General features: G+C 63.4%; 13 protein-coding genes and 1 tRNA gene. 12 read left to right on the top strand and 2 right to left on the bottom strand.

Annotated features, from left to right (window positions below; all coding sequences use genetic code 11):
* The first annotated feature begins 84 nt into the window (after positions 1–84).
* From ACKTSM_RS00545 to purU, 5 genes are all read left to right on the top strand, one after another.
* Positions 85–786, top strand: a complete 702-nt coding sequence (locus ACKTSM_RS00545) for a helix-turn-helix domain-containing protein (RefSeq protein WP_407875203.1) — start codon at positions 85–87, stop codon at positions 784–786.
* Between the two features lie 239 nt (positions 787–1,025).
* The gene (locus ACKTSM_RS00540) at positions 1,026–2,054 is read left to right on the top strand and encodes a diguanylate cyclase domain-containing protein (protein ID WP_407875202.1); all 1,029 of its coding nucleotides are present in this window, start codon (positions 1,026–1,028) and stop codon (positions 2,052–2,054) included.
* Between the two features lie 38 nt (positions 2,055–2,092).
* Positions 2,093–3,271: a formate-dependent phosphoribosylglycinamide formyltransferase gene (purT, locus tag ACKTSM_RS00535; RefSeq protein WP_407875201.1), complete on the top strand. Its 1,179-nt coding sequence runs from the start codon at positions 2,093–2,095 to the stop codon at positions 3,269–3,271.
* Between the two features lie 69 nt (positions 3,272–3,340).
* Positions 3,341–4,360 carry an NAD(P)H-dependent flavin oxidoreductase gene (locus ACKTSM_RS00530; RefSeq protein WP_407875200.1) on the top strand — a complete coding sequence of 340 codons (1,020 nt, stop codon included), beginning with the start codon at positions 3,341–3,343 and terminating at the stop codon, positions 4,358–4,360.
* 46 nt (positions 4,361–4,406) lie between these two features.
* Positions 4,407–5,261, top strand: a complete 855-nt coding sequence (gene purU / locus ACKTSM_RS00525; RefSeq protein WP_407875199.1) for a formyltetrahydrofolate deformylase — start codon at positions 4,407–4,409, stop codon at positions 5,259–5,261.
* On the opposite strand, the gene ACKTSM_RS00520 is transcribed toward purU, so the two are convergent.
* Positions 5,258–7,426, bottom strand: a complete 2,169-nt coding sequence (locus tag ACKTSM_RS00520) for a PQQ-dependent dehydrogenase, methanol/ethanol family (RefSeq protein ID WP_407875198.1) — start codon at positions 7,424–7,426, stop codon at positions 5,258–5,260. The two genes, purU and ACKTSM_RS00520, sit on opposite strands and share 4 nt — an antisense overlap.
* 109 nt (positions 7,427–7,535) lie before the next feature.
* On the opposite strand from ACKTSM_RS00520, the gene ACKTSM_RS00515 reads away from it, so the two are divergent.
* On the top strand, positions 7,536–8,429 hold the full coding sequence (locus tag ACKTSM_RS00515; RefSeq protein WP_407875197.1) for a dienelactone hydrolase family protein: 894 nt from the start codon (positions 7,536–7,538) through the stop codon (positions 8,427–8,429).
* A gap of 198 nt (positions 8,430–8,627) precedes the next feature.
* On the opposite strand, the gene ACKTSM_RS00510 is transcribed toward ACKTSM_RS00515, so the two are convergent.
* Positions 8,628–9,632 carry a complex I NDUFA9 subunit family protein gene (locus ACKTSM_RS00510; RefSeq protein ID WP_407875196.1) on the bottom strand — a complete coding sequence of 335 codons (1,005 nt, stop codon included), beginning with the start codon at positions 9,630–9,632 and terminating at the stop codon, positions 8,628–8,630.
* A gap of 192 nt (positions 9,633–9,824) precedes the next feature.
* Between ACKTSM_RS00510 and ACKTSM_RS00505 the strand changes: the two genes are divergently transcribed.
* The 6 genes from ACKTSM_RS00505 (at position 9,825) to ACKTSM_RS00480 (ending at position 13,536) form a co-directional block, all read left to right on the top strand.
* Positions 9,825–9,911 (top strand) — tRNA-Leu (locus ACKTSM_RS00505).
* Between the two features lie 185 nt (positions 9,912–10,096).
* Positions 10,097–11,320 (top strand): tyrosine-type recombinase/integrase, encoded by a 1,224-nt coding sequence (locus tag ACKTSM_RS00500; RefSeq protein WP_407875195.1) that lies wholly within the window; start codon positions 10,097–10,099, stop codon positions 11,318–11,320.
* Between the two features lie 236 nt (positions 11,321–11,556).
* A complete protein-coding gene (locus ACKTSM_RS00495) occupies positions 11,557–12,108 on the top strand; it encodes a hypothetical protein (RefSeq protein WP_407875194.1) in 552 nt (183 codons plus the stop codon).
* Positions 12,101–12,652 (top strand): HD domain-containing protein, encoded by a 552-nt coding sequence (locus tag ACKTSM_RS00490; protein WP_407875193.1) that lies wholly within the window; start codon positions 12,101–12,103, stop codon positions 12,650–12,652. Before ACKTSM_RS00495 ends, ACKTSM_RS00490 begins: the two co-directional genes overlap by 8 nt.
* Positions 12,649–13,260 carry a hypothetical protein gene (locus tag ACKTSM_RS00485; RefSeq protein ID WP_407875192.1) on the top strand — a complete coding sequence of 204 codons (612 nt, stop codon included), beginning with the start codon at positions 12,649–12,651 and terminating at the stop codon, positions 13,258–13,260. The genes ACKTSM_RS00490 and ACKTSM_RS00485 overlap by 4 nt, the downstream gene beginning before the upstream one ends.
* Before the next feature lie 87 nt (positions 13,261–13,347).
* Entirely contained in the window at positions 13,348–13,536 is a 189-nt protein-coding gene (locus ACKTSM_RS00480) for a helix-turn-helix domain-containing protein (protein ID WP_407875191.1), read from the top strand.
* Positions 13,537–13,568: the final 32 nt, after the last annotated feature.

The following is a 13,568-nucleotide window of genomic DNA, read 5'->3' as shown; positions in this document are numbered from 1 at the left end:
TCGGCTGGCCGATCTTAACCACGTTCGGCAGGAAAGCGTTAGGACCTTGCGACCGATCGCGTGTTCTCCACCAGGAGACACGCATTGGCCAGTTCGCCCGCATTGAGAGCCCATCTCGACCCGCCTTCGCAGATCGAGGGTCGCAACCAGCCACGCCGCGCCTTGCGCCTGGAAACCCGCGGTAGCCTTACCAGCGGCGAGGACGCGAACGTGACCGTGCACAATATCTCGGCCGCGGGGTTGCTGATCGAGACGCAGGCATCGCTCGAGACGGGCGAAAGGCTGGCGATCGACATGCCCGAATTCGGACCGGTCGGCGCCGAGATCGTGTGGCAGAGCGGGCAATTGTACGGCTGCGCGTTCGAGCAGGCGCTCGGCGAGGCGGCGCTGGCAGCGGCCGAATTGCGCGGCGACCCGCGCGATACGCCAATCGCCGATCATGGCCCGGCCCGCTTCGAGCGCGAGCGCGGGGATGACGCAGCGGCCGGCGACCTGCTCGGCGTCACGATCAACCGCTTGCGGCGCGAGCGCGGCATGACTCTCGCCCAGGTCGCAGACCTCCTCGGCGTGAGCAAGCCGACGGTCTGGGCCTGGGAAAAGGGCAAGGCCCGGCCCTTGCCCGAACGCTACGCGGCGATTGCCCGGGTGCTCGGCGTCGAGGAGAGCGCGCTCAAGCCGGCCGGTCCCGACAGTGAACAGGCGCGGGTCGTCGATGATTGCCGTCGCCGGGTCGCCGCAACATTCGCAACGAATCCAAGAAACGTTCGCATAATCATCGAGCTTTGATCGAACAATTTACCGTATTTTACACCAATACACTCTGCCGCTTCATTTTTCATGGTAAACAAATCGAATAATGATTCGTTTTTTAGTTAGGTAACTTTACGTAACTAACGCACTTAGAAGCATTGCATAGGGAAATAGGGGCTCCCGCGAGTTTAAAAGTGCGCTGCGTTAGTTGACGTTGTTGCTGACAGAGAATCGGCGCAAGGCATATTGGTCGCAGGCCAGGGGTGTAAAACGGGATGACATTGCAATTCAGTGGCGCAGAAGCACGGGTGCTGCGGGGACTTTTGGAGGATGTGTCGGGGGACATCGTGGTGCGTCTCGATGCCGATGGCTTCATCGTTCATGCGACCGAGAACGCCCACGTGCTGGGCCTCGACCTATCGACCCTCTTGCTGATGCCGCATGTCGCAGACTTCGCTGACGCCGGATCCGCCGCCCAGGTCCATGAATATGTCAACGCGGTCTTTGCAGGCGAGCCGGAGGCGGGCTGGATCGAATTCCCGCTGGCCATGCCGCCCGAGCCGGGCGAGGGGGAAGCGCCCGCCGGTCTTGCCCTGCCGAAAGCGCAGGCGCCCCAGCCATGGTTCGCGCTCAACCTGAGGTTGGTCGAACCCGATGACGGCGCACCGCAAGGCGCTCTCGGCCTGATCCGCAGCGTGCAGGAAAGGGCGGACCGCAGGCCCCACCCCGGCGATGGCCAGGCGATCGACCCTTCCACCGGCCTCATCACGCGAAACGCCCTGCGCGCCGATCTGCGCCAGGCGATCAGTCGTGGGCGCGAGCCGGTCGCGGCGATCTTCGCGGTCGACCGGATGCGCGCGATGTTCATGCAATACGGCCAGCGCACGGTCGACGAGATCCAGTGGGGTTTTGGCAGGTTTCTCAAGTCCATGGAGCAGCCCGGCCAGCGCCTCGCCCAGATCGATGGCGAACGTTTCGCGATGCTGCTTCCCGGAATGTCGCTCGGAGAGGCGCGCGGATGGGCTGGCGAGGTTCTGCACACCTTTGCCGGACTGTCCGACCCCTCATCCTCGCGCGCTCCCGAACTTACCGCGAGCGCGGGGCTTGCGCGCGGCGAAGTGTCGGAGGACTGGACCTTGCGCCAGGCCGAGCTCGGACTGGTCATGGCGCGTGCGGGCGGCGGAATGCGGGTCGGGCTCGGCCGCAAACGCGCACCTTCTCGCCATGCCGAGTTGTCCTGCTCGAGACGGGTCGAGCGGGCGGTCAACGAGGCGGTCATGCGCGCGGTGCAAAATCGCAGCTGACCTTGGCCGCGCCGTGACGAGCGGCTAGGGCCGCGGGCATGGCACACACCACCACGATAATGCTGCTCGGCTCGGGCGAACTCGGCCGCGAATTCACGATCTCGGCCAAGCGGCTCGGAGCCCGGGTCATTGCCTGCGATGCCTATGAGCAGGCCCCCGCCATGCAGGTCGCCGATGCGGCGGAAGTGTTCCCGATGCTCGATGGCGAAAAGCTGCGCGAGGCCGTGCACAGCCATCGCCCCGATCACATCGTCCCCGAAGTCGAGGCGATCCGCACCGAAGTGCTCGCCGAGCTCGAGGCCGAGGGTTTCGACGTCATTCCCTCTGCCCGCGCCGCGCAGCTGACGATGAACCGCGATGCGATCCGCGACCTGGCTTCGGGCGAGCTTGGGCTGGTAACGTCGCGATATCGTTATGCCGAGAGCATCGAAGAGGTGCGCGAGGCGGCTGCGCATACCGGCTTTCCCTGCGTCATCAAGCCGGTCATGTCTTCGTCGGGCAAGGGACAGAGCAAGGTCGATGACACGGACGGCCTTGTCTCGGCCTGGGACCATGCCTGCGCCAATATGCGCGGCGACAGGGCGCGGGTCATCGTCGAACAATTCATCGATTTCGATTACGAGATCACCCTCCTGACCGTGCGCCATGCAGGCGGGATCACCTTTTGCGATCCGATCGGACACCGCCAGGAACGCGGCGATTACCGCGAGAGCTGGCAGCCTGCCGTGATGTCCGAACGCGCGCTGGCCGATGCGCAGGCCATGGCGGCAAAGGTGGTCGAGGCGCTCGAAGGCGAGGGGCGCGGTCATGGCCTGTTCGGCGTCGAGTTCTTCGTGCGCGGCGATCAGGTGATCTTTTCCGAATTGTCGCCGCGCCCGCACGATACCGGCATGGTCACCTCGATATCGCAGAACCTGTCCGAATTCGACCTCCATGCCCGCGCGGTCATGGGGCTGCCGATCTTTGGCGACGAACCGGCGATCCCCGCCGCTTCCGCCGTCATCCTCGCCGACCGCGACAGCACGGATTTCGCGTTCGAAGGCGTGGCCGATGCGCTCGGCCTTGGCCCCGACGTTGACCTGCGCATCTTCGGCAAGCCCACGACGCGGCCCTTTCGCCGCATGGGGGTCGCGCTTGCGGTTGGCGAGGACACCGACACCGCGCGTGCTCTCGCTTGCGAGGCTGCGCGCAAGGTGCGCATCGCCTATCGCGACTGACGCCGACGCGCGCGGGATGCGCTCAGGCAGGCTTGCGCGCGGGCGCGGGCGCGCTTAATCGCTGCGGCGATGAGCAATTTTCCCAAGACCACCGCGCTGATGCAGCGTGGGACCGAATTTCTCGGCTGCGAGACCGCGATCCTTTGCGGGGCGATGAGCTGGGTGTCCGAACGCAATCTCGTCTCGGCGATTTCCAATGCCGGCGGGTTCGGCGTGATCGCCTGCGGGGCGATGACCCCTGACCTGCTCGATACCGAGATCGCCGAAACCCGGGCGCGCACCGACAAGCCGTTCGGCGTCAATCTGATCACAATGCACCCGCAATTGTTCGACCTGATCGATGTTTGCGCGAAGCACGGTGTCAGCCATGTCGTGCTCGCCGGCGGGATTCCGCCCAAGGGCAGCGTCGATGCGATCAAGGCCTTCGGCGCCAAGGTCATCGTGTTCGCACCCACTCTCGCCCTTGCCAAGAAGCTGCTGCGATCGGGCGGAGATGCGCTGGTGATCGAGGGGATGGAGGCAGGCGGCCATATCGGGCCGGTCTCGACCAGCGTACTCGCGCAGGAATTTCTCCCGGCGCTCTCGGAGGACCACCTCGTCTTCGTCGCCGGCGGGATTGGCCGGGGCGAGGCAATCGCGGGTTATCTGGAGATGGGCGCGGTCGGCGTGCAGCTCGGCACCCGCTTCGCTTGCGCGAGCGAAAGCATCGCTCACCCCGATTTCAAGAAGGCGTTTTTCCGCGCCAAGGCACGCGATGCCGAGACCAGCGTGCAGGTCGATCCGCGCCTGCCGGTGATCCCGGTGCGCGCGCTGCGCAACAAGGGCACCGAGGAGTTTACCCGAAAGCAGATCGAGGTTGCCGGAATGCTCGACCGCGAAGAGGTCGACATGGGCGAGGCGCAATTGCAGATCGAGCATTACTGGGCCGGCGCGCTTCGCCGCGCGGTGATCGACGGCGATGTCGAGGGCGGTTCGCTGATGGCCGGCCAGTCGGTCGGCATGGTGACTGCCGAGGAACCGGTCGCCGACATCATCGCCCAGCTGATGCAGGAATGCGAGACCGCGCTTACCCGGCGCTCGCGGCTGTGACCGGCGCGGTGCCTGCTGGCTGCTCGCGCCCGCCTGCGCGGCCAGCATGACCGCACCTTTGCTTCTCACGCTCGATTGCGCCGACCAGCCGGGCATCACCGCGCAGGTGACGACCTTCCTGTTCGAGCGCGGCTGCAACATTCTCGATGCCCAGCAATTCCGCGATCCCAGCTCTGACCGGTTCTTCATGCGCGTGGCCTTCGATCCGGCAGCCCACGGCCCGGATGACCTGCGCGAAGCATTCGAAGCGCTGGGCAAGAGCTTCGGCATGGACTGGAGCATCACCGCGCAGGACCGTGCGCGGCGGGTAATCATCATGGTCAGCAAGTTCGACCATTGCCTTGTCGACCTGCTCTATCGCCGCCGCACCGGGGAGCTCGCAATCGATCCGGTGGCGATCGTTTCGAACCATCCGCGCGATGTGGCGATCCACGATGATATCGGGGACATTCCCTTCCACCATATCCCGGTGACCACCCCGACCAAGCCCGAGGCCGAGGCGAGGCTGCGCGCGCTGGCCGAGGAGACGGGAGCCGAACTGATTATCCTTGCGCGATACATGCAGATTTTCTCGGACGAGCAATCCGCCCATTTCGCGGGGCGCTGCATCAATATCCACCACAGCTTCCTGCCCGGCTTCAAGGGCGCGCGGCCCTATGGCCAGGCGCATGAGCGCGGGGTCAAGATCATCGGCGCAACCGCGCATTTCGTCACCGGCGATCTCGATGAAGGCCCGATCATCCACCAGGATGTCGAGCGCATCAGCCATGCCGACAGCGCCGCTGACCTCGTTCGCAAGGGACGCGATATCGAGCGCCGGGTGCTGGCCGAAGCGGTGCGGCTGTTCTGCGAGGAGCGGGTGCTTCTCAACGGCAAGCGCACCGTCATCTTCAGGGGCTAGTCGGCAGCCGCACCCTCACTTGCCGGTTCCATTGCCTTGTCCTCGTTGGCGCGGTGGATGACATAGGCGCGGATCGCCTCGATCTGTTCGCGGTCGAGCGATGCGGAAAAGCCTGCCATGCCGTTGTCGCGCAGGATCCCGTCATGGACCACCGCCGACCACGCGCCTTCATTGCCGAGCGTGCCCGAACGCCTGAGATCGGGCAGCACGGTCGAACCCACGGCGCCGGGCGCGTGGCACACCGCGCAGTAACGCGCATAGTGCTCGCCGCCCCGGGCGATCATTTCGGCCGAAGCACGGCTTGGTGGCGGGTCGAGAGGCAGGGCGGCCAGCGCGCGTTCGGCGGGCAGTACGCCGCTTGCACCGAGCTTGAAGACCAGCAGGCGAGAGACATTGCGCACCGGGGCCTTGCTCGCCAGCAAATCGCCATCGACCGTCAGCGCATAGGCGCCGCCCCAGCCGGCGAGCACCGCGACATATTGTTCGCCATCGACGCTGTAGGTGATGGGCGGGGCAACCACTCCGGTCTGCGCGGCAAAGCTCCACAGCTTCTCGCCGCTCGCCGCGTCATAGGCGTTGAACTCGCTTCCCGCGGTGCCCTGGAACACCAGACCGCCCGCGGTCGCGAGCACTCCGCCATTCCACGGCCCGGGATGCTCGACGCTCCAGCGCGCTTCCTGCGCGACCGGGTCCCAGGCGAGCAGCATGCCGCGCAGGCCGCCTGCCACCTGCCTCCTGATGCCCATGTCGGGAGGCAGATCGCCCGCCGACAGGTCAAAGCCGACATTAAAGCCGCGTTCGCGATCGGGCTTCCAGTTGGCTTGAGGCGAATACATCATCCCTGCCTCGAAGGCGGGGATGTAGACGAGGTTTTCGCCCGGGTGAAAGGCCATCGGGTGCCAGTTGTGTCCGCCCAGCGCGCCGGGCGTGACCAGCGCCGGTCGCCCGGTCACGTCGATCCGCGCATCCGGGTTCTCGATCGGGCGGCCCGTGTCATCGATACCGCTCGCCCAGTTGACCGTGACATAGGGCTCGGCGCTGATGAACTCGCCGCTCTCCCGGTCGATGACGTAGAAGAACCCGTTCTTGGGCGCCTGCATCAGGACCCGGCGCTGCTCGCCATCGATTTCCATCTCGGCAAGGATGATGTGCTGGGTCGCGGTGTAATCCCAGGTCTCGCCCGGGGTGGTCTGGTAATGCCAGACATATTCGCCGGTCGCTGGCCGGATCGCGACAATGCTGGACAAATACAGGTTGTCGCCCTGGCCGGTTCCGTCCTCGCCGGGCGAACGATAGGCCCGGTTCCACGGGCTGCCATTGCCGACTCCGATATAGAGAAGGTCGAGCTGGGGATCGTAGGCCATCGAATCCCAAACAGTCCCGCCTCCGCCGATCGCGTCCGATCCGGCCAGCACATCGGTGTTCCAGGTCTCGGCGGCGGCCTGGAGGTATTCGGGCGCGTCCTCGCCTTCGGTTCCGTCGGGAACGGTGTAGAAGCGCCACAGCTCCTCGCCGCTTGCCGCGTCATAGGCCGCGACATAACCACGCACGCCGAATTCGGCGCCGCCATTGCCGATGATGACTCGCCCGTCGATCACGCGCGGCGCGCCGGTGATGGTGTAGGCCTGGTCAGGATTGGTTGTGCGCACCTCCCAATTGACCGATCCGTTCGCGCTGTCGATCGAGATGAGCCTGCCGTCGAGTGTTCCCAGAAACAGGTCGTCGTCCCAGGCGGCAAGCCCGCGATTGACCACGTCGCAGCAGGCCCGGACCGCGGTTTCGCCCGGCACTTCGGGGTCGAAATCCCACAAGCTCTCGCCGGTTGCGGCATCGAAGGCGCGCACCTTGCTCCAGGCGGTGGTGAGGTAAAGCCTGCCATCCATGACCAGCGGGGTCGCCTCCTGCCCGCGGGCGGTGTCCATGTCGGCAAACCAGGCCAGGCCCAGATCACCGACATTGCCCGTGTCGATGGCGTCGAGCGGCGAGAAGCGCTGCTCGTCATAGGTGCGGCCATGGGTGATCCAGTTGGCGTGGTCGGCATCTGCCGCGACCAGGCGTGCGGCGGTGACCGTGCCATCGCCCTCGCTTCCCATCGCCCCGTTGCACGCGCCAAGCGCCAGCGTCGCCAGAGCCGCGCATGTCGCCACCATTCCGAAAGTCTTCATCCCGCTCTCTCCTTGCCGGCCATGTTGCCGCGAGCGCGCCACCTTGTCTATCGGTAAGCGCGCAGGCGACCGGACAGGCCCGGGCGGCGCGAGCGAGGAGAACGGTGCCATGTGCGAAGATCAGAAGCTCAAGGAATGGGCAGGCCAAGTCAGTCGCAGGGATTTCACCGTGCTGACAGCGGGCGCCGCGGTTGCAGCCTGTTCGCCCGGGGACATCGCCCAGGGCGAGGTGAAGGACCAGAGCAGGGACGGCGGGTTTTCGGACCTCGCGCAGGGCGACGTGGTGATCGAGACCCGGGCAGGCGCGATGGACGCGTTCTTCGTCCACCCGGCGCAAGGCGCCTTTCCCGGCGTGATTTTCTGGCCCGACATTGCCGGCCTTCGCGAAGCCAAGCGGAACATGGCGCGAAGGCTTGCCCGGCACGGCTTTTCGGTCCTTGTCGTGAACCCCTATTACCGCGACGTGTCAGGCGAACGATTTGCCGATTTCGCAGCCTTCATCGATGCCGATGGCTTCGCCAGGGTGTCGTCGTGGCGCGACCGGCTGACCGCCGATGCGATTGGCAGCGATGCGCGGATGGCCGCAGGCTGGCTCGACAGCCAGGCGAGTGTCGACACCGATCGCGCTCTCGGCACGCAGGGCTATTGCATGGGCGGCCCCTTCGCGGTGTGGAGCGCGGCGGCATTGCCCGACCGGATCGGCGCAGCAGCCAGCTTCCATGGCGGGGGTCTCGTGCGCGAGGATGATCCGCTCAGCCCGCACCGCACGCTCGACCGGGCCGAGGCAGCCTTCCTGATCGCGGTGGCGCGCGATGACGATGACAAGGATCCCGTGGCCAAGCGGCGCTTCGCCGAGGCGGCAGAGCAAGCAGGGAGGCAGGCCGTCGTGCGGGTCTATGAAGGCGATCACGGCTGGACCGTGCCCGACAGCCCCGCCTACGTTGTCCCGCCTGCCGAACAGGCATTTGGCGACCTGCTCGCGCTATACGAGGCGAACCTCTAGGCGCGCTTGCATTTTCCTACCTGGCGGCTTCGGACTAGGCCGCGTGCATGGGTGAAAATGCAATCCGAGTTCCGCGAAACGGCTTGAGACAGCCGATTATCAGCTGCGCGAATGGCGGGACTTTTTTGCCCCTGGACTGTGTTCCATGTGTTCCACCCGCGCCCCGCACGAGGCAAGCAGCGGCGGCATGTGGAACGCTCAGATCCTGGCGCCGGCACCCGTTTCGGGCGCCGGGACACCGCGCAATTCGCGTTCCTTGTTGCGATCGTTCGAAAGGCCGAACCGGCCGAACTTGCGGTAGCGCGTCATCCACCGGTCGAGGAACAGCCCGATGGGGCGCGCAGTGATCCCGAGCTCGGCAAATCCGGGGTGCTCGCCCGAGACCACGTTGCCGGCCTTCAGAAGGCGATACTGGTCCATGCTGAGCGGGGTCAGCGGCAGCCGCGCAAACAGCTTGGCCGTGCTGTCCGAAACCGGCCAGAAGCGCCGGTCGCGGCCCTGCGCTGCGGCGATGCGTTCGTTGATTTCGAGCATGGTGAGCCGTTCCGGCCCGCCAAGTTCGAAGATCTGCCCGCCATGGGTCTCGGGGTGTTCGAGCGCGATTGCCGCCGCTTCGGCGACGTCGTCGACATATACCGGCTGCATTTCGGCATCGCCGCCAAACACCGGCAGGACCCAGACATTCTCGATCAGCCCTGCGAACATGTTGATGAAATTGTCGTCCTTGCCGAACACCACCGATGGGCGCAGGATGGTCGCGCCGGCGAAATGCTTGAGCACCTCGATCTCGCCCATCCTCTTGGCGCGCGCATATGCGACCTTCGAATCGGCATCGGCCCCGATCGCGCTGACATGGACGAAGCTTTCAAGGCCATGCTCGCTGGCAATGCGCGCCATGTTGCCGGGCGCGCGGACCATCACATCCTCCAGATCGCCATCGAAAACGCCCACGAGGTTCACTGCGGCATCGGCATCGTGGAGCGCCGCCTCGAGCCGGGCCTTGTCGGTCACGTCGCAATGGGCGAACTGCAACTGGCCCAGATTGGCAAGCGGCTTGAGCGGCCAGCCCTTTTCCGGGTGGCGGCTGGCGATGCGCACGCGCGCCCCGCGCTCGAGCAGCGCCTGGACGACGTAATTGCCGATGAAGCCGTCGCCGCCAAACACGGTGACGAGTTTCCCGTTGAGCGAGGAGTTGGTGGACATGGGTCTTGATGCCTCGATGGTCTTGGCTTTTGAAAATCGGATGTGCGAGCGCGCAATGCTCCAAGTGACGGTCCGGGGCAAGTCCCGCAATCGCGCGAGACTTGCGAGAATACGCGTTGACAGGCAGGCGAGGCGGACGCTATTGGCGCGCCCCTACCCGGCGAGCCGCATCCGATGACGGCCGCCCTGTGTGCCCAGATGGCGGAATTGGTAGACGCACCGTCTTCAGGTGGCGGCGGGGGCAACCCCGTGGAGGTTCGAGTCCTCTTCTGGGCACCATTTGTTCTTCCGCTGACGTCCGTCAGCGGTTCCACAAACCCCTGAAATCTGCTATAAAATTCTCGAAACCGTTCACCGGCGTTCGAGTCCGTCCGTTGGCGATCTGGGGGCCCCGGGGGCCTTTTTTTGCCCGAGGCCCCCCGCCAAATCGGGGTCAAAGCGCCCATTTTCGAGGCGAGGCCCCCATGGCTCTGACAGATCTACAGCTCAAACAAGCAGCTCCGCGTACACGCGATTGGAAACTCTCGGATGGCGGCGGGCTCTATATTCTCGTCCGACCCAACGGCTCGAAGCTTTGGCGCATGAAATATCGTCTGCACGGCAAGGAGAAGAAACTCTCGTTCGGTCGATATCCCGAGGTTGGTCTCAAGGAGGCGCGATTGATGCGCGACGAGGCGCGGGTCGAGATTGGCCGTGGCGGCGATCCGGCACGGCGCCGGCGCGAGGAAAAGATCGCGGCGATCATCCGCCAGGGCGACACATTTGAGGCGGTCGCCCACGAATATATCGCCAAGCGCGAGGCTGAGGGCCTGGCGATGGCGACCTTGGTCAAATCCAATTGGCTTGCCAAGGTGCTCTCAAAGTCGATCGGCCATCGCCCGATTGCCGAGATCACCCCGCACGAAATGCTCGCAGTGCTCAAACGCCACGAGCGCGAGGGCAATTACGAGAAGGCCAAACGGCTGCGCAGCTTCGCCAGCCGCGTCTTCCGCTACGCGGTGTCGACCCTTCGGGCAGAGCACGATCCATGTGCACCGCTGAAAGGCGCTCTGATCTCGCCCAAGCCCAAGCACTATGCCGCGATTACCGATCCCGCTGAGCTCGGAGGTTTGCTGCGCGCTATCGACAAATACGAAGGCAACCACACGACCCTGTTTGCGCTCCAGATCGCTCCGCACGTCTTCGTGCGTCCGGGCGAATTGCGCCATGCCGAATGGGAAGAGATCGATTTCGATGCTGCTGTCTGGCGCATCCCCGCCGGCAAAATGAAATCGCGCCGCCAGCATGCGGTACCGCTCTCGCGCCAGGTTCTCGAAAAGCTCATGCAGCTGCGCGGACTCAATGGTGAATCGCGCTATGTCTTCCGATCGCTCACCTCACGTGATCGACCCATGAGCGAGAACACGGTCAATGCCGCGCTGCGCCGAATGGGATACTCAGGTGACGAGATGACCGCGCATGGCCTGCGCGCCACCGCTTCCACACTGCTCAACGAATCTGGCCTTTGGAGCCATGACGCGATCGAGCGCGCACTAGCCCACCAGGATCAGAACGTGGTTCGCGGTATCTATCACCGCGGCCAGCATTGGGACGAGCGCGTCAGAATGGCCCAATGGTGGAGCGACTATCTCGACCAGTTGCGCGAATGTGGTGAACTTAACGAGTTATCACGTGCCGCTATTGCCTAGACGTGCTTCCATCTCGGATTGGCGTGCGCTGAGCCAGGTAAGGACTACTCGCTGCAGTGGCCTTCGGTAGTCGCAATTTGCGATTGCCAAACAACCCGAAAATTGTATTGTGACGAAAGTCGAGGAAAGTTCCTCGGCCTTCCTGAAAATCAGGATGCTGCAAACGAACCCGAGCCTTTGGCTCTGTTGGGTTCTGACCTGCGGCGCGAAGGCTCGGCGTCTGATGGAGACAGCCGATGCAAAACCCTGCCCAGAGCCAATTTGCGGCCTGGCCCTACACTCACGTGTCTAGCCATCTTAATGGACAGCGCCACGTCTCCGACACATCGATGAGTATCGAAGATATGGCCTTCTATCAGAAGCGGGCCGCTGAGACAGACATCCGAGAACTGATTGCACAGTGCCGAGATCGCTACTGTTTCGCGCACGAGCTACTCAAGCCGCACGCGGTCCTGCCAGAGCGCCTATTCGATCGTGACATGCTCGACATTGGCCCGCTCTTACTGCCCTGGTCTCATTTCTGCTCGTCCTACCGCAATGCCCTGTTTGACCCGCAGATGAGCCTGCTTGATGATCAGCGGGCCCGCGAACTGCAGCGCTGGCGGTTGTTTGTCGAACAAGAGTGCTTCGCTCGCTTTACCAAACACCCCGACTGGGCCCGCGCCGTGCTCGTCGCTGCAAACCTCATCCCCGAACGCGAACAAGACCGCGACTTTTTCGTCGGCGACCTGTTCGCCGACATCATCCAGGACGTGACCGAAAGGACAGAAAATGGCGAAGATGAGTGACACTGCACGCCTGCTTGAGGCTGCCAGCTTCGCAGCGGAAAAGCACCGCGACCAGCGCCGTAAGGATGCCCGCGCCACCCCCTACATCAACCACCCGATCGAGGTTGCCCGCATCCTCGCAGAAGCGAATGTTGGCGACGTCGAGGTTCTGATGGCTGCGATCTTGCACGACACAATCGAGGATACCGAGACGACGGCCGAAGAGCTGACCAAGACTTTCGGCGAGCGGGTCTGCGGCCTCGTGCTCGAGGTGACCGATGACAAGGGGCTCGACAAGCTCGAGCGCAAGCGACTGCAAGTCGTGAATGCTGCGACTAAGTCTGATTGCGCGAAGCTCATCAAGATCGCGGACAAGATTGCGAACTTGCGAGATCTCAAGGCTTCGCCTCCCGACTGGTGCGAGCAACGGGTTGGTGCTTACGTTCAATTTGCGGAGATGGTCGCAGGGGGCTGCAGGGGAACGAACGTTCTTCTCGACGCGTGGGCGATGAAGGAAGCCTCCTCTTCCTTCGACGTACTATCGAGGGAGGGCAGAAACAAATGACTGGAAAGCGGACAGGCCGCGCCGAAGGCAAGCGGAAACAGCTAAGGTCGGTCAGGCGATCAAGTGTCTTAAGCAAGCAATTCAAGCGGGATCATGATTTTGATAAGAAAATCCAATTAACCCGAATGCATCCCATAGTGGTCCAAAGAGATCTGCAAGACGGAAACCTTGATAGCCTTGTCAAATACATCATCCAAAAAAAAGGTATCCCAGATCTGGCTATTGCATATCAGTTGCTGATGCTGATCGCCGGTGGCGCGACTGATTCCCGCTATCGCCTTGTTGTCGTTGAACATCCAGATCTTCCCAAGAACGTTGGAGGCGCTCCATCACGCAATGGTCGCCCGCGAGACTTAGCCTTTGAAGTGGTGGAAGAGTTGAGATCGCAAACACAAGCCGGTGACGATGAGCTGCGCGTCTCGTCTGTTGCGGAGAAATTTAAGATCAGCTCGGACAAGGTCGAAAAATATGAGCAAGCTGTGACCAAATACGAGAAGAGCCTGAGATCCAAGGAAGAGCGTCAGGCCGCACGGAGATCAAAAAACCGGGAGCAGTTTCAGTCTGCTCTTGAGGTCTTGAAGAGATCCCAACGAGGGGAAGCTTCATAAAAAACTTGGACAGGTTTTTGGGTGGCTGACGTCCGCTGAGTTCAGCGTACGTGGATGGATGTTCACTTTGACGAACGGAGACATCCAATGAACGAAGCCAGTGAAAACCGCCTGCAGATCGCTTATTCGATTAAGCAAGCAGCCGAGCTAACCTCCCTCGGCCGAACTCGCATCTACGAGCTAATAAACGAAGGCCGGCTTATCAAACGGCGGATCGGTCGAAGATCCTTAATCACAGCCAGTAGCCTGCATGCTCTTCTTGAAGAGGAGCAGTGAGCCATGTGCCGCAACTTCAATTCCCCGCACGA

It is taken from the genome of Qipengyuania nanhaisediminis, assembly GCF_045862805.1.
Taxonomy (GTDB): domain Bacteria; phylum Pseudomonadota; class Alphaproteobacteria; order Sphingomonadales; family Sphingomonadaceae; genus Erythrobacter; species Erythrobacter nanhaisediminis_A.
The sequence above is the reverse complement of the archived record's forward strand: the minus strand, read 5'-3'. Positions and strand labels throughout refer to the sequence as shown.